The following is a 16,290-nucleotide window of genomic DNA, read 5'->3' as shown; positions in this document are numbered from 1 at the left end:
GTACTATTCTAATCCAAAGCCTTCACTTCCAACATCATATCACGTATCTGAGCTGCTAGTTCAAAGTCAAGCACTTCGACGGCTTCTTGCATTTGTTTTTCGAGTTTCTTAACAAGTTCTTTGCGCTCTTGTTTGTTGAGGCTATTGATGTCGACTTCTTTTTCTTCTTCCTTGGCAACTGCCTTGGTCACAGCAATCAGGTCACGGATTTCTTTCTTGATTGTCTGAGGCACAATACCGTGTTCTTCATTATAAACCATCTGGATTTTGCGACGACGGGCAGTTTCATCGATAGCACGTTGCATAGACTGGGTCACAGTGTCCGCATACATAATGACATGTCCCTCACTATTACGAGCAGCACGACCAATAGTTTGGATGAGGCCACGTTCGTTACGAAGGAAACCTTCCTTGTCAGCATCGAGAATGGCTACCAAGCTTACTTCAGGAACGTCAATCCCTTCACGGAGCAAGTTGATTCCGACCAAGACATCAAAGACACCCAAGCGCAGGTCACGGATAATCTCCGTCCGTTCCAAGGTCTTGATGTCTGAGTGCATGTACTTGACCTTAATGCCCATTTCTTTAAAGTAGTCGGTTAAATCCTCTGCCATTTTCTTGGTTAAAGTGGTAATAAAGGTACGCTCATTCTTTTCTACACGGGCATTGATTTCACCTAAGAGATCATCAATCTGTCCCATAGTCGGACGGACTTCCACCTCAGGATCCAAAAGACCTGTCGGACGAATGATTTGCTCAATCACTGTCTCGGTCTGTTCATTTTCATAGTCACCAGGTGTCGCTGAAACGTAAACAATCTGATGCACATGGCTTTCAAACTCCTCCCGACGTAAAGGTCGATTGTCCAAAGCTGATGGCAAACGGAAACCATAATTGACTAGCATTTCCTTACGCGAACGGTCTCCATTATACATACCTTTTATTTGTCCCATAGTCATGTGACTCTCGTCAATCATGATTAAGAAATCATCTGGGAAGAAGTCGAGAAGCGTATAAGGAGGCTCACCTTCGCTACGCCCATCCATGTGACGAGAATAATTTTCAACCCCATTGGTATAACCCATCTCACGCAGCATCTCAATATCATACTCTGTCCGCTGTTTCAAACGTTGGGCTTCAAGCAGTTTACCTTCCTTCTCAAAGACGGCTAACTGCTCTTCCAATTCGGTCTGAATCTTTGCAATGGCAACTTCCATGTAGTCTTCATTAGTCACAAAGTGAGTGGCTGGGAAAATCGCTAAATGATCCACTTCTCCTAGTACTTGACCAGTCAAAGCCTCCACTTCACGAATACGATCAATTTCGTCTCCAAAAAATTCTACTCGAAAGGCGTGTTCATCACGAGAGGCTGGGAAAATCTCTACCACATCCCCACGCACACGAAATCTTCCCCGTTGAAAATCAGTATCGTTTCGTTCAAACTGGATATCAACCAAGTCATTCAAGAGTTTATCACGAGAAATTTCAAGACCTGGACGGAGACTAACGACACTGTCAGCGTATTCCTTGGGTGAACCCAAACCATAGATACAAGAGACCGAGGCCACGACAATAACATCATTGCGCTCCAATAGGGCTGAAGTCGCTGAGTGGCGGAGTTTGTCAATCTCGTCATTGACAGAGCTATCCTTTTCAATATAGGTATCACTGGAAGGGACATAGGCCTCAGGTTGGTAATAATCATAGTAAGATACGAAGTACTCAACTGCATTTTCAGGGAAAAATTCCTTAAACTCTCCATATAGCTGGCCTGCTAGAGTTTTATTGTGGGCGATGACCAGAGTTGGTTTATTGACCTTGGAAATGACCTGACTCATGGTATAGGTCTTCCCTGTTCCGGTCGCCCCCATCAGAATCTGAGCTTTTTCTCCACCCTCGATATTATCAACCAACTGCTCGATAGCTTGGGGTTGATCTCCTGATGGTTGATATTTTGATACTAGTTTAAATTGATTATCTGTAATGCGGTTAATCATAAGAATCCTCTCTCGATGTGCTATTCCTATTTTAGCATACTTGTAGCATTTTCACGAAGAAAAGGACGGACCGAAGTCACATCCTTTCATTTTCTTTCTTTAATTGATAAGCGAGATAGACAATCAGCAACAGCAAAATAATACTGGACACGATGGAACCCTCAATACCAAAAGACCCACCTGATAGCCAGCCTTGATCTCCTTGTGGTAAAAAGGTCATCAGCGATGTCCCAGACGGCTGACCGCTAACTAAAATCCCAAATAAATTTCCCTGAGCAAAATTCCAGGCGCCGTGAATACCTGCTACACCCCAAACTGTATCGGTTTTGAGAAGGTAAAGAGCCATGGCAACTCCGAATAAAAAGAGATTCACTAGAGATAAAGGTGTAAGACCAGAATTCCCAGCATGGAGCAAAGTAAAGAATAGGCTAGATATAAGAACAGCAAGTTTTAGATTGGTTCTTGAGGCCAATTGGGGAAGGAGCCAAGCACGGGACACCACTTCTTCTGTTGTCCCCTGTAAAATCCAAAATGGGATAGTAAAGACTACAAAGACAAGCGAGTAAAGATTCAAGTGAATGGATTCCAAACGATATTGCCCCAAGGCTACTAAACCTAACAAGGTCAGAAGAAAAAGTGCCAGACCTAGCCCAAACCCTTTAAGAAGATTGCTGAGGAAATTTTCTTTATAAAATCCTAAAGTTCGAATAGGTCTTTTCTCAACTTTTCTAGTCCATCTAAACACAGTGTTGAGAACGAAACCAAAGGCCAGCAATTCTAAAATTAAATGAAAGTCACTTGTTTTATCCGTCAAGCTCTGATGCAAGGTCTGCAAGTACGTTGCAAGATTTTGACCAGCCTCTCCAAAATTTCTAGCAAGTCCGATGAGAGCTAACAAACTAATACCATACAGAGTATAAGCCACAAACTCTCCTATGAAGACAAAAGCAAAGGCTAACAAGGGGCTTGTGTAAATGTTTAAACTCATTTTTGAAGCTTGGAAGTCTTTAAATATTCTTTTGTTCTTCATATCCCTGTCCTCTTTTCTTCTATATATACTATTATTATAGCACTTTATAGTAGCAATTCAAGAAAGAAAAGGAAAAAACAATGTTATATTTTCTAACACAAAAATATAAAAATTTGCCTTTTTTTAATTTTTCTGATATAATGGGAAAATATTCGGAAAAGGAGACTAAAAATGAAGAAAAAATTTCTAGCATTTTTGCTAATTTTATTCCCAATTTTCTCATTAGGTATTGCGAAAGCAGAGACGATTAAGATTGTGTCTGATACTGCCTATGCACCTTTTGAGTTTAAAGATTCAGATCAAACTTATAAAGGAATTGATGTTGACATTATCAACAAAGTCGCTGAGATTAAAGGATGGAACATTCAGATGTCCTATCCTGGATTTGACGCAGCGGTCAATGCGGTTCAAGCTGGTCAAGCTGACGCTATCATGGCAGGGATGACAAAGACGAAAGAACGTGAAAAAGTTTTCACCATGTCTGATACTTACTATGACACAAAAGTTGTCATTGCTACTACAAAATCACATAAGATTAGTAAATACGACCAATTGTCTGGTAAAACTGTTGGTGTTAAAAACGGAACAGCCGCTCAACGTTTCCTAGAAACGATTAAAGATAAATACGGCTTTACTATTAAAACATTTGACACTAGTGATTTGATGAACAACAGCTTGAGTGCTGGTGCCATCGATGCCATGATGGATGACAAACCTGTTATCGAATATGCCATTAACCAAGGGCAAGACCTCCATATTGAAATGGATGGTGAAGCTGTAGGTAGCTTTGCTTTCGGTGTGAAAAAAGGAAGCAAATACGAGCACCTGGTTACTGAATTTAACCAAGCCTTGGCTGAAATGAAAAAAGATGGTAGTCTTGATAAAATCATCAAGAAATGGACTGCTTCATCATCTTCAGCAGTGCCAACCACAACTACTCTAGCAGGATTAAAAGCCATTCCTGTTAAAGCTAAATACATCATTGCCAGCGATTCTTCTTTTGCACCTTTTGTTTTCCAAAACTCAAGTAACCAATTTACTGGTATTGATATGGAATTGATTAAGGCAATCGCTAAAGACCAAGGTTTTGAAATTGAAATCATCAACCCTGGTTTTGATGCTGCTATCAGTGCTGTCCAAGCTGGTCAAGCAGATGGTATCATTGCTGGTATGTCTGTCACAGATGCTCGTAAGGCGACTTTTGATTTCTCAGAATCCTACTACACTGCCAATACTATCCTTGGTGTCAAAGAATCAAGTACCATTGCTTCTTATGAAGATTTGAAAGGAAAGACGGTCGGTGTTAAAAACGGAACTGCTTCTCAAACCTTCCTAACAGAAAATCAAAGCAAATACGGTTATCAAATTAAAACCTTCGCTGATGGTTCATCAATGTATGACAGTTTAAACACTGGTGCCATTGATGCCGTTATGGATGATGAACCTGTTCTCAAATATTCTATCAGCCAAGGACAAAAATTGAAAACTCCAATCGCTGGAACTCCAATCGGTGAAACAGCCTTTGCCGTTAAAAAAGGAGCAAATCCAGAATTGATTGAAATGTTCAACAACGGACTGGCAAACCTTAAATCAAACGGAGAATTCCAAAAGATTCTTGATAAATACCTAGCTAGTGAGTCATCAACTACTTCAACAAGTACTGTTGACGAAACAACTATCTGGGGCTTGCTTCAAAACAACTACAAACAACTCCTTAGCGGGCTTGGTATCACTCTTACTCTAGCTCTTATCTCATTTGCTATTGCCATTGTCATTGGAATTATCTTCGGTATGTTCAGCGTTAGCCCCTACAAATCTCTTCGCGTAATCTCTGAGATTTTCGTAGACGTTATCCGTGGTATTCCATTGATGATTCTTGCAGCCTTCATCTTCTGGGGAATTCCAAACTTCATTGAGTCTATCACAGGACAACAAAGTCCAATTAACGACTTTGTAGCTGGTACTATTGCCCTATCCCTCAATGCAGCAGCTTATATAGCTGAGATTGTTCGTGGTGGTATTCAGGCCGTTCCAGTTGGACAAATGGAAGCCAGCCGCAGCTTGGGTATCTCTTATGGAAAAACTATGCGTAAGATTATCTTGCCACAAGCAACTAAATTGATGTTGCCAAACTTTGTTAACCAATTCGTTATCGCTCTGAAAGATACAACTATCGTATCTGCTATCGGTTTGGTGGAACTCTTCCAAACTGGTAAGATTATCATTGCCCGTAACTACCAAAGTTTCAAGATGTATGCAATCCTTGCTATCTTTTATCTTGTAATTATCACACTTTTGACTAAACTAGCGAAACGCTTAGAAAAGAGGATTCGTTAATGGCAAAATTAAAAATTGATGTAAATGATTTACACAAAAGCTACGGAAAAAACGAAGTTTTAAAAGGAATTACGACCAAGTTCTATGAAGGAGATGTGGTTTGTATCATTGGTCCTTCAGGTTCTGGTAAGTCAACTTTCCTCCGTAGCCTCAATCTTTTAGAAGAAGTCACTAGCGGTCACATCACTGTGAACGGTTATGACTTAACTGAAAAAACAACCAACGTTGACCACGTCCGTGAAAATATCGGAATGGTTTTCCAACACTTCAACCTCTTCCCACACATGTCTGTATTGGACAACATCACCTTTGCTCCAATTGAGCACAAGTTGATGACTAAGGAAGAAGCTGAGAAATTGGGAATGGAGTTGCTTGAAAAGGTTGGGCTAGCAGATAAGGCTAAGGCCTGTCCAGATAGCCTGTCAGGTGGTCAAAAACAACGTGTGGCCATCGCTCGTGGACTTGCAATGAATCCAGACATCATGCTCTTTGATGAACCAACTTCTGCCCTTGACCCTGAGATGGTTGGAGACGTACTAAACGTTATGAAGGAATTGGCTGAGCAAGGCATGACCATGATTATCGTAACCCATGAGATGGGATTTGCTCGTCAGGTTGCCAACCGCGTTATCTTTACTGCGGACGGTGAATTCCTTGAAGATGGAACACCTGATCAAATCTTTGACAACCCACAACACCCACGTCTGAAAGATTTCTTGGACAAGGTCTTAAACGTCTAAACTCAAACTGTAAGGATTTCCTTGCAGTTTTTTTCTATCTCGTATTGGATTTTTTGATTTTTCGGAAAATTATGTTAGAATTAAGTTTATGAAATGAGGTTTCCTCATACCTAGCAAGACTAGGAATAAAAATAGAAATTAGGTAGCTAGATGTCATCTAAGGTTATTGTTACAATTTTCGGTGCGAGTGGAGACCTGGCTAAACGCAAGCTCTACCCTTCCCTTTTTAGACTATATAAATCCGGCAATCTTTCCGAGCACTTTGCAGTTATTGGCACTGCTCGTCGTCCTTGGAGCAAGGAATATTTTGAATCTGTTGTAGTCGAATCAATCCTTGATTTGGCAGATAGTACTGAACAAGCTCAAGAGTTTGCTAGTCACTTCTACTATCAAAGTCATGATGTCAATGATACAGAGCACTACATTGCTTTACGTCAATTGCAGGCTGAACTAAATGACAAGTACCAAGCTGAACACAACAAGCTCTTCTTCTTGTCTATGGCACCTCAGTTCTTTGGAACTATCGCCAAACACCTCAAGTCTGAAAACATTGTGGATGGTAAAGGTTTTGAACGCTTAATCGTTGAAAAACCATTTGGTACAGATTACGCAACTGCAAGCAAGTTGAATGACGAACTCCTAGCAACATTTGACGAAGAACAAATTTTCCGTATTGACCATTATCTTGGTAAGGAAATGATCCAAAGCATCTTTGCAGTTCGCTTTGCAAACTTGATTTTTGAAAATGTTTGGAATAAGGACTTTATCGACAATGTTCAAATTACCTTTGCGGAGCGCTTGGGTGTAGAAGAACGTGGTGGCTATTATGATGAATCTGGTGCCCTCCGTGACATGGTACAAAACCACACTCTACAACTCCTTTCGCTCCTCGCCATGGACAAACCAGCAAGCTTCACAAAAGATGAGATCCGTGCTGAAAAGATTAAGGTCTTTAAAAACCTCTATCATCCAACTGATGAAGAACTTAAAGAACACTTTATCCGTGGTCAATACCGTTCTGGTAAGATTGATGGCATGAAATACATCTCTTACCGTAGCGAGCCAAATGTAAATCCAGAATCAACAACTGAAACCTTTGCATCTGGTGCCTTCTTTGTAAATAGCGATCGCTTCCGTGGTGTTCCTTTCTTCTTCCGTACTGGTAAACGTCTGACTGAAAAAGGAACTCATGTCAACATCGTCTTTAAACAAATGGACTCTATCTTTGGAGAACCACTTGCTCCAAATATTTTGACCATCTATATCCAACCAACAGAAGGCTTCTCTCTTAGCCTAAATGGGAAGCAAGTAGGAGAAGAATTTAACTTGGCTCCTAACTCACTTGATTACCGTACAGATGCAACCGCAACTGGTGCTTCTCCAGAACCATACGAGAAATTGATTTATGATGTCTTAAATAACAACTCAACTAACTTTAGCCACTGGGATGAAGTAGGTGCGTCATGGAAATTGATTGACCGTATCGAAGAGCTCTGGGCTGAAAATGGTGCCCCACTTCATGATTATAAAGCTGGAAGCATGGGACCTCAAGCCAGCTTTGACTTACTTGAAAAATTCGATGCCAAATGGACTTGGCAACCAGATATCGCCTATCGTCAAGATGGTCGTTTAGAATAAAAAAATCCTGCAAGTTTGTACCTTGCAGGATTTTTGCTTCTGATTAGATTAAGCCTTCCAAGAGACCCTTCATAAAGTTTTCTGAGTTAAACTCTCCAATATCATCGATTTTTTCACCAAAACCAATCAATTTTACAGGAATATTGAGTTCTTCACGGATGGCTAGAACAACACCACCTCGAGCAGTTCCATCAATCTTAGTCAAGACAATTGCCGTTAAAGGTGTAATTTTTGAAAATTCTTTGGCCTGTACCAGGGCATTTTGACCTGTTGATGCATCCAGAGCCAAGAAGGTTTCATGCGGTGCTTCTGGCACAACACGTTTGATGATACGACCAATCTTTTCCAACTCAGCCATAAGATTGTCCTTATTTTGCAGACGACCAGCGGTATCAATCATGAGAATATCAATACCTTCAGCTACGGCACGTTCCATGCCATCAAAGACTACGCTGGCTGGGTCAGCTTTTTCAGGTCCAGTCACAACTGGAACATCCACACGACGGCCCCATTCAGCAAGCTGGGCTACCGCCCCTGCACGGAAGGTATCTGCCGCAACCAGCATGACCTTCTTGCCTTCTTGTTTGTAGCGGTGGGCTAATTTTCCGATAGAAGTTGTTTTCCCAACACCATTGACCCCGACAAAGAGCATGACTGTCAAGCCATCTTGGAAGTGGATACTTTCATCGTAGTTGCCATCCTTTTCATAAAGCTCAACCAATTTCTCAATAATGACACGGCGAAGTGCGTCAGGTTTCTTGGCGTTTTCAAGCTTGGCTTCGTAGCGTAGCTCCTCTGTTAAGTTAGAAGCGACCTGGACACCAACATCACTCATAATCAGCAGTTCTTCCAGTTCCTCGAAGAATTCTTCGTCAACAGAGCGGAAATTGGCAAAGAAGGCATTCAAACGAGCACCAAATCCTGTACGAGTTTTCTTAAGACTGCGGTCATATTTTTCCTGAACAGTTTCTTCTACTTGAGGCGTTTCTGCTTCAAGAACTTCAGAACTATTTTCTTCTACAGATTCTTCAAGTTCAGGATTCTCTTTCTCTTCGACTTCTTCTTGTTGAACTTCTACAACTGGCTCTAAATTGTTATTTTCTTCAACTGTCTCTTGATTTTCCTCTTCTTCAAACACAGCTGATTCAGAACTTTCAACCTCTGCTTCTTCTTGAGAAACTTCCTCAACCTCTGTAAGAGCTGGATCAGTATCTTCAGACAAATCAAGATTTTCCAGAGCTTCTTTTACAATTTCTTCGATTTTAGGTTCTTCTTTTTTTCCGAATAGACGGTCAAATAATCCCATATCTTAGTTCTCCTTTAGCACGTATTCTTCGATAGCCCAGGCGACAGCTTCTTCATCATTGGTCATTGGCGTCACTACATTTGCGACTGCCTTGACTTCAGGAACAGCATTTTGCATGGCAACACCGAGTCCCGCCCACTCAATCATAGAGAGGTCATTGGCCTCATCACCACAGGCCATCACTTGGCTTTGATCGATTCCAAGATGGCTGATTAGTTTTGCCAAACCTGTTGCTTTATGAACATTCTTTGGTGACCATTCTAGCAACATTTCCCGTGATTTAAAGATTTCATATTGATCAAACAATTCTGGAGAAATCTTCTGAATAGCTGCATCCAAGGGTTCTTGAGCAAAGGCAGTCACGCATTTATTATAAGTCATTTGACTAGATAGGTCTTCAAAGTCCACTGGAACAAAGGTCAATGCTGGATTGAATTTGGCATAAAGACTTTCTTGGTCCGATTGAATTTGATAAACTGTTCCTTCTGAGATAGCATCAAGAGGCAGTGATAATTTCTCTGTTTCCTCATACAAGCGTGCCACATCATCATATGAAAAGACTGTTTTATCAAGGATTTCACCTGTATTTTTCTGAACCAAACCACCATTAAAAGTAATCGTATACTCATCTTCATGGCCGTCAGTCCCTAGCTCATGGAGAAAGAAATCCATAGCTTTTAAAGGACGACCAGTTGTCAATACGACCTTGATACCACGATCACGCGCAGCTTTCAAGGTTGCCTTGGTACGATCCGTCAGCCTTTTATCAGTAGTCAGCAAGGTCCCGTCCAAGTCCAATGCAATCAATTTTATATCTGCCATTATAAGCCCTCCATATAAGCTATAACCGACTGGTCCTTATGGTGACCAATCACAGTTTCTGCTAATTCTAAAATCTCTGGTCGTGCATTTTCAGGAGCCACAGGATGTCCCACAACCTGCAACATATGCAAGTCATTTAGATTGTCTCCAAAAGCCATGACCTGATCCATTGTGATACCAAGTTTTTTAGCTAATTCAACAATGGCCACTCCCTTATCGACATAGTCCAGAACAATATCAATGGATTCAAAGCCAGTTGTCATAGCCTTAACACCAGGAACATGTTCATTAACCCAAGCTTCCCCAGCTTCCAGCGTTTCTTCTGTAAAGTTGGTTGTAAATTTGAAAATATCATCTGTGATATCTTCCAAACTCGCTACTTTTTGGATATTTTCATTATAGTGCTGGCTCTCTTTCAAATAGGTCTCATCAACCGTATCCAGAACATAAGAGCCCTTTTTACCCGTCAAAAGGAGCTTATTGATATCTACATAAGGTGACGTTTTCAGCTTTTCAAAAGTTGCCAGGTAAAAGTCACGAGACATGGTCGCTTCATACAAGTCCTGACCTTGATACTCTACCAAACTGCCATTTTCCGCGATGAAAATAATATCATCACGAACATCAGCAAATAATTTTTCTAAGGATAGAAATCCGCGCCCCGAAGCCACCGCAAAGTAAATCCCTTTTTCCTTGTAAGAACCCAAGAGAGACTTGAGGCGGTCCATATCAAAGCGTCCATTCTCATCTAGGAAGGTTCCGTCCATATCTGTTGCTACTAGTTTAATTGTCATCCTTCAATACTTTCTAAATCTTTTAACTTAACCGAAACAATTTTTGAGACACCTGATTCTTGCATAGTCACTCCATAGATAGAATCGGCCGCTGCCATAGTCCCCTTACGATGGGTTACGACGATAAACTGGCTGTCCTTATCAAAGCGGTTGAGGTAATCCCCAAAACGTTTAACATTGGCTTCATCCAGCGCAGCTTCCACCTCATCCAAGATGACAAATGGAATGGTCTTGACACGAATAATGGAGAAAAGCAAGGCAAGAGCCGATAAAGCTTTTTCACCACCACTCATCAGATTAAGGGACTGGATTTTCTTACCTGGAGGTTGAACAGAAATCTCAACCCCAGCTGTCAGCAGGTCTCCTTCAGTCAAAATCAGATCTGCTTGACCTCCACCAAACATCTGCTTGAAGGTCACTTTAAAGGACTCACGAATGGCTTCAAAGGTTGATTTAAAGCGTTCCTTGACCTCATCATTCATCTCTGTGATAGTCTCTAGGAGCAGATTTTTCGCTGACAAAATATCATCTCGCTGACTATTTAGAAAGTTCAGACGGTTGTGCACTTCTTCATACTGTTCAATAGCTTCCAAATTGACAGGACCCAGTGAGCGAATAGCCTTCTCTAAATCTTGCACCTCTTGCTCTGCCAGATTGAGGTTTTCCAATTCATGTGCCTTTTCTAGTGCTTCAGTATAGCTAATCTGATACTGGTCTGTTAATTGAATTTGTAAATGGCGTAAGCGCTCGCTGACCTTTTCTTTCTTGGCTTCAGCACGCGTTTGCTTGCGAATCCACTCCTCATTCTGCTGGCGAGCCTGATCCAAATGACTGGCAATATCATCCAGTTGACCTTCAATATCATCCAACTCAAACTGCTTGCGAATCAAACCTTGTTGGAGATTTGTTTTCTGAGTTTTGGCTTCTTCTACCTGTTGACTGAGCAAATTCGTATCAACTTTCTCAAGATTGTCAACCTTTTCTTGAAGAAGACGCTGGATTTCCTCTTGTTCTATATCTAAATTGTCCAATTCTTTGCCTAAACGCTCAATATCAGCTACTTCATAACGTTTTTGCCCTTGTAGTTCTGTCTTAAGCAGGCGAGCTTGCGCTAGCTCTTCCTGCAAGTTTTGATAGCGTTCTTGGATGGCATTTTTGTTAGACTTGATCTCTTCAATCTCAGCTTCCAGATTTTGCTTATCACTGGCAATAGTAGCAAGGTGCTCTTGGCATTTTTCCTTATCTGCTTGCCAATCTCCTTCAGAAAGACGATCTAATTCCTCTTCTTGGAGTTTCCAAAGAGTTTCTAGCTCTTCAACTTGCTGACTGGTCTGCTGATAAGCTAGGGACAAGCCCTGCTCCTGAATACGAGCCTGCTCTCCTTGAGATTTGATGGTTTCTAATGATTCGGTCAATCTAGCCATCTCATCTTGTAAGGTCTTCAAAGTCGACTCTTCTGAACGCAGACTTGCTTCCTCTTTAGCAATTTCTTTTTGTAATTGCTCCAGTTCTGGCTTGATGAAGATGCTGTTGTTCTGGCGATTGGTACCACCCGCATAGGAACCACCCGTGCGCAGCTCTGTCCCATCCAGTGTCACCATGCGAACCTGATAACGAACCTGACGAGCTGCTACACGCGCATGTTCTACGGTATCAAAGATAGCCGTCGTAGCTAGCAAGTTTTTAAAAATGGCTTCCAGTCTCTGATCAAAGGTCACCAGCTCATCTGCCATACCCAGAAATCCTGGACTTGCAGAGATAGCATCTTGGTTCTGACTAGAAATCGTACGCGCCTTGATCGTTGTCAAAGGAAGGAAAGTTGCACGACCAGCTCTGTTCCGTTTGAGAAAATCAATAGCTTTGGTTGCCGACTCTTCATCTTCTACGATGATATGTTGACTGCTGGCTCCAAGCGCAATCTCTAGTGCAGTTTGATAATGCACATCAAAGGTCAGGTGCTCACTGACTGCACCAATAATTCCACCAAGGCGGGCTTTTTCTTGGAGAACACTCTTAACACCTGCATAAAAGTTACTGTGATTTCTAAGGATATTTTCCAAACTTTGGGCTCTAGCCTGCTTGTTTTTGAGGCTATCCAGACGGTCAAAGAGTTGACTTTGTTGAGCTTGATAGGAAGCTTTCTGCTCCTCTTGCTCCTTGGCAATAGCTTGATAGTCGGCCAATAATTTCTGAACCTGCTCCTTGGCAGTTTCAAGCTCGTCTTTTTGCTGACTAGACTTCTCTTTAGCTGTAGCCAACTGTTCTTTCAGCTTTTCTAGTTGATCTGCTTGTTTTTGAGAAAGCTGACGACTATTTTCCAACTCGTTTTCGATACGGGTCAACTGGTTTGAGACATCCGCTTCTTCTTGTAAAAGAACTACAAAGCGTTCACGCAAGAGCTCAATCATCTGATCAGGATCATCTGAAAAAGCCAGCAATTCAGCTTCTAAACGATTAAGTTTTTGATTATTTTGGACTAGATTTTCTTCTAAGAGAGCTAAAGAGCTTTCCTTATCAGATTTTTCTTTGCTGAGTGAATTTCTCTTATCCTCCAAAACAGCCAAACGAGCTTGTGCTTCCTGTTGATTCAGGGCTACTTGCTCAGATTCTAATTTCGATAGGGCTAATTTTCTCTCTAAATCACTAATCAGACTAGTCAAGTCCATCAAACTGCCCTGATCTTTGGCCATTTCAGCCTGTAAATCTTGGCGTTGCTTTTTAAGAGTTTGATTTTCTTCTTCTAATTTTTCACGCTTTTGGTAGTAGCTCGTCAAGAGTTCCTGAACTTGTGCCAACTCTTCTTCTGTCAACTCTAGTTCAGCCTTATTTTCCTTGATTTGAGCAACCAGAACGTCTAAATAAATAGCCTTACGTTGACCTTCCAAGTCTAAAAACTTACGGGCATTCTCAGCTTGCTTCTCAAGAGGCTTGATTTGATTGTCCAACTCGTAGATAATGTCCTCTAAGCGGTCTAGATTATCCTGAGTTTGCTGCAGTTTACTCTCAGTTTCTTTTCTGCGAGTCTTGTATTTCAAAACACCTGCAGCTTCTTCAAAAATAGCTCGGCGTTCTTCAGGCTTGGAGTTGAAAATCTCCTCAACCTTACCTTGGGAAATGATGGAGAAGGAATCTCGTCCCAATCCAGTATCCAAGAAGAGGTCATGAATATCACGCAGACGGACTTTCTTGCCGTCAATCTTGTATTCGCTATCTCCACTACGATAGATATGGCGTTCCACCCTGATTTCTTGGCCTACATCCTTTATAAATCCGTCATGATTATCCAGAGTCACAACTACAGAAGCATAATTGAGCGGTTTGCGACTTTCGGTCCCAGCAAAGATAACGTCCGGCATCTTACCACCACGGAGACTCTTAACACTGGACTCCCCCAAGGCCCAACGCAGACTTTCTGTAATATTAGACTTCCCAGAGCCATTGGGTCCAACAACTGCCGTCACACCTTGGTCAAAGACGACCTTAGTCTTGTCAGCAAAAGACTTGAATCCCTGAATTTCGATTTCCTTTAAATACATGAATCCAGCCCTTTCTCAACGGCATTTTTGGCAGCTTCCTGCTCTGCTAATTTCTTAGAACGACCTTGACCTTGACCAATGCTCTTACCTTCGACAAGAACTTCTACATCAAAGACCTTATCGTGGGCAGGACCCGTTTCAGAAATCACCTGATAACGAATAGCCACATCGCCATTGACCTGAAGTAACTCTTGGAGATGGGTTTTGTAGTCTGTAATCATCTCAAACTCGCCTGCTTCAACCTTAGGAATCATGACTTGATAGATAAATTCCTTAACCTTGGCCACATCCTTGTCCAAAAGAAGGGCACCAAGAAAGGCTTCGAAGGCATCACCAAGAATGGTATCACGATTGCGCCCACCAGACTTTTCTTCCCCTTTACCAAGTTTGATAAACTGATCAAACTGGCAATCACGCGCAAAACCAGCCAAACTCTCCTCACGGACAATCATAGCACGTAGTTTAGACAGGTCACCCTCAGGCTTTTTAGGATATTTTTTATACAGATATTCTGAAATCAATAACTGTAGAACAGCGTCTCCTAAAAATTCCAAGCGCTCATTGTGTGAAATTTTTAAGAGGCGGTGCTCATTGGCATAACTCGTATGAGTAAAGGCAGTCTCCAGTAACTTTTTGTCTGCAAATTCGATTGCAAAATGGTTTTTAAGTACAGTTTGTAATTCTTTCATACCAACCTCTTTCTAACTGATAACAGTCCTTTTTATTATATCAAAAAAAGCCTCCTGAGTCACTCTAAAACGGGACTGGAGAGCATTTGGGCATTCTTTAGAATGAAGTTTTCAGTCTTAGAGGCAAATTGGGGGCAAGATAAAAAAAGCCCTATTAAAGGCTTTTTAGGATGTTTATATCCACCCTGAGGGAATCGAACCCCCATCTCAAGAACCGGAATCTTACGTGATATCCATTACACTAAGGGTGGAAACTTGTTTTATTATAACAGAAATTTGCTCTAATAACAAGTTTTTTCTGGCCAAATAGCCCGTCTTAGTGGGAAGCATCCCCATTCCAGATGGAGTTTTTCACGATCACATAATCAACGTGTTTAAGGTCAGCAACCTGACGTCCACCTGCATAAGAAATAGCACTTTGAAGGTCTTGTTCCATCTCAGTTAAAGTGTCTTGCAGATGACCTTTGGCAGGAAGCAAGATGCGTTTGCCCTCCACGTTCTTATAAGCACCCTTTTGATATTGTGAAGCTGAACCGTAATATTCTTTGAACTGTTCACCATCAACTTCAATCGTTTTCCCTGGACTTTCGATATGTCCTGCAAAGAGGGAACCAATCATGACCATGCTGGCACCGAAACGGATAGACTTGGCAATGTCGCCGTGAGTACGAATTCCTCCATCAGCGATAATCGGTTTACGCGCAGCCTTGGCACACCAACGGAGAGCAGCCAACTGCCAACCACCTGTACCAAAACCTGTCTTGACCTTGGTGATACAAACCTTACCAGGACCAATTCCGACCTTAGTGGCATCCGCACCAGCATTTTCCAATTCACGCACAGCTTCTGGTGTTCCCACATTTCCAGCAATAACAAAAGTATCTGGCAATTCTTTCTTGATGTGTTGAATCATAGAAATCACGCTATCCGCATGACCGTGGGCAATGTCAATCGTGATGTACTCAGGAGCATCAGCCTTGAGCTGGCTGACAAAATCATACTCATAATCCTTAACACCGACAGAGATAGAAGCAATGAGCCCTTGATCATGCATGCGTTTAATAAAAGGAATTCGTCCTGCCTCATCAAAACGATGCATAATGTAGAAATAACCACCTTTAGCCAGTTGCTCTGCTACATTTTCATCCAAAATCGTCTGCATATTAGCTGGCACAACAGGTAGTTTAAAGGTGTGATTTCCTAGAGTGACACTTGTATCCGCTTCTGCACGGCTTTTAATCACACATTTATTTGGAATCAATTGAATATCTTCGTAATCAAAAATTGGAAATTCATTTAACATATCGATGTCTCGTTTCTTTTGTAATGACCTACCTATGCTTGCGCATCACTACGTCTTTTCCGACGTTTCCTTAATTTATTATAAACTAAAGTACAGTT

The 16,290-nt window shown here is 41.6% G+C and carries 11 protein-coding genes and 1 tRNA gene; 3 read left to right on the top strand and 9 right to left on the bottom strand.

Going from position 1 to position 16,290, the window contains the following annotated elements; genetic code table 11:
- Nucleotides 1-8: 8 nt before the first annotated feature.
- Complete coding sequence (gene uvrB, locus OC530_RS00145; RefSeq protein ID WP_262078453.1) at nucleotides 9-1,997, bottom strand: excinuclease ABC subunit UvrB; 1,989 nt, start codon at nucleotides 1,995-1,997, stop codon at nucleotides 9-11.
- Between the two features lie 76 nt (nucleotides 1,998-2,073).
- Entirely contained in the window at nucleotides 2,074-3,027 is a 954-nt protein-coding gene (locus tag OC530_RS00140) for a CPBP family intramembrane glutamic endopeptidase (RefSeq protein WP_262078451.1), read from the bottom strand.
- A 171-nt stretch (nucleotides 3,028-3,198) separates the two neighbouring features.
- On the opposite strand from OC530_RS00140, the gene OC530_RS00135 reads away from it, so the two are divergent.
- The 3 genes from OC530_RS00135 (at nucleotide 3,199) to zwf (ending at nucleotide 7,742) form a co-directional block, all read left to right on the top strand.
- Entirely contained in the window at nucleotides 3,199-5,364 is a 2,166-nt protein-coding gene (locus tag OC530_RS00135; protein ID WP_262078449.1) for an ABC transporter substrate-binding protein/permease, read from the top strand.
- Nucleotides 5,364-6,104: an amino acid ABC transporter ATP-binding protein gene (locus tag OC530_RS00130; protein WP_001096329.1), complete on the top strand. Its 741-nt coding sequence runs from the start codon at nucleotides 5,364-5,366 to the stop codon at nucleotides 6,102-6,104. The genes OC530_RS00135 and OC530_RS00130 overlap by 1 nt, the downstream gene beginning before the upstream one ends.
- Nucleotides 6,105-6,254: 150 nt before the next feature.
- A complete protein-coding gene (zwf, locus tag OC530_RS00125) occupies nucleotides 6,255-7,742 on the top strand; it encodes a glucose-6-phosphate dehydrogenase (RefSeq protein WP_262078445.1) in 1,488 nt (495 codons plus the stop codon).
- A gap of 43 nt (nucleotides 7,743-7,785) precedes the next feature.
- Here the strand turns inward: zwf and ftsY are convergent, their stop codons facing one another.
- From ftsY to OC530_RS00090, 7 genes are all read right to left on the bottom strand, one after another.
- Nucleotides 7,786-9,048 (bottom strand): signal recognition particle-docking protein FtsY, encoded by a 1,263-nt coding sequence (gene ftsY, locus OC530_RS00120; RefSeq protein ID WP_262078443.1) that lies wholly within the window; start codon nucleotides 9,046-9,048, stop codon nucleotides 7,786-7,788.
- 3 nt (nucleotides 9,049-9,051) lie between these two features.
- Complete coding sequence (locus OC530_RS00115; protein ID WP_000763438.1) at nucleotides 9,052-9,870, bottom strand: Cof-type HAD-IIB family hydrolase; 819 nt, start codon at nucleotides 9,868-9,870, stop codon at nucleotides 9,052-9,054.
- Complete coding sequence (locus tag OC530_RS00110) at nucleotides 9,870-10,664, bottom strand: HAD family hydrolase (protein WP_262078440.1); 795 nt, start codon at nucleotides 10,662-10,664, stop codon at nucleotides 9,870-9,872. The genes OC530_RS00115 and OC530_RS00110 overlap by 1 nt, the downstream gene beginning before the upstream one ends.
- Nucleotides 10,661-14,200, bottom strand: a complete 3,540-nt coding sequence (gene smc / locus OC530_RS00105) for a chromosome segregation protein SMC (protein WP_262078438.1) — start codon at nucleotides 14,198-14,200, stop codon at nucleotides 10,661-10,663. The genes OC530_RS00110 and smc overlap by 4 nt, the downstream gene beginning before the upstream one ends.
- Nucleotides 14,191-14,889: a ribonuclease III gene (gene rnc, locus OC530_RS00100; protein WP_000661480.1), complete on the bottom strand. Its 699-nt coding sequence runs from the start codon at nucleotides 14,887-14,889 to the stop codon at nucleotides 14,191-14,193. The genes smc and rnc overlap by 10 nt, the downstream gene beginning before the upstream one ends.
- A 179-nt stretch (nucleotides 14,890-15,068) precedes the next feature.
- Nucleotides 15,069-15,140, bottom strand: a tRNA-Arg gene (locus OC530_RS00095).
- A 65-nt stretch (nucleotides 15,141-15,205) separates the two neighbouring features.
- On the bottom strand, nucleotides 15,206-16,192 hold the full coding sequence (locus OC530_RS00090; protein ID WP_000931164.1) for a GMP reductase: 987 nt from the start codon (nucleotides 16,190-16,192) through the stop codon (nucleotides 15,206-15,208).
- Nucleotides 16,193-16,290 lie beyond the last annotated feature (98 nt).

The organism is Streptococcus sp. Marseille-Q5619, from assembly GCF_946901205.1.
In the GTDB taxonomy this organism is placed as follows: domain Bacteria; phylum Bacillota; class Bacilli; order Lactobacillales; family Streptococcaceae; genus Streptococcus.
Note: the sequence above shows the minus strand (reverse complement) of the source record. Positions and strands in the feature narration are given on the sequence as shown.

Coding starts and splice junctions, on each gene's coding strand:
- uvrB (WP_262078453.1), bottom strand. CDS start 1,997: ATGATTAACCGCATTACAGATAATCAATTTAAACTAGTATCAAAATAT.
- OC530_RS00140 (WP_262078451.1), bottom strand. CDS start 3,027: ATGAAGAACAAAAGAATATTTAAAGACTTCCAAGCTTCAAAAATGAGT.
- OC530_RS00135 (WP_262078449.1), top strand. CDS start 3,199: ATGAAGAAAAAATTTCTAGCATTTTTGCTAATTTTATTCCCAATTTTC.
- OC530_RS00130 (WP_001096329.1), top strand. CDS start 5,364: ATGGCAAAATTAAAAATTGATGTAAATGATTTACACAAAAGCTACGGA.
- zwf (WP_262078445.1), top strand. CDS start 6,255: ATGTCATCTAAGGTTATTGTTACAATTTTCGGTGCGAGTGGAGACCTG.
- ftsY (WP_262078443.1), bottom strand. CDS start 9,048: ATGGGATTATTTGACCGTCTATTCGGAAAAAAAGAAGAACCTAAAATC.
- OC530_RS00115 (WP_000763438.1), bottom strand. CDS start 9,870: ATGGCAGATATAAAATTGATTGCATTGGACTTGGACGGGACCTTGCTG.
- OC530_RS00110 (WP_262078440.1), bottom strand. CDS start 10,664: ATGACAATTAAACTAGTAGCAACAGATATGGACGGAACCTTCCTAGAT.
- smc (WP_262078438.1), bottom strand. CDS start 14,200: ATGTATTTAAAGGAAATCGAAATTCAGGGATTCAAGTCTTTTGCTGAC.
- rnc (WP_000661480.1), bottom strand. CDS start 14,889: ATGAAAGAATTACAAACTGTACTTAAAAACCATTTTGCAATCGAATTT.
- OC530_RS00090 (WP_000931164.1), bottom strand. CDS start 16,192: ATGTTAAATGAATTTCCAATTTTTGATTACGAAGATATTCAATTGATT.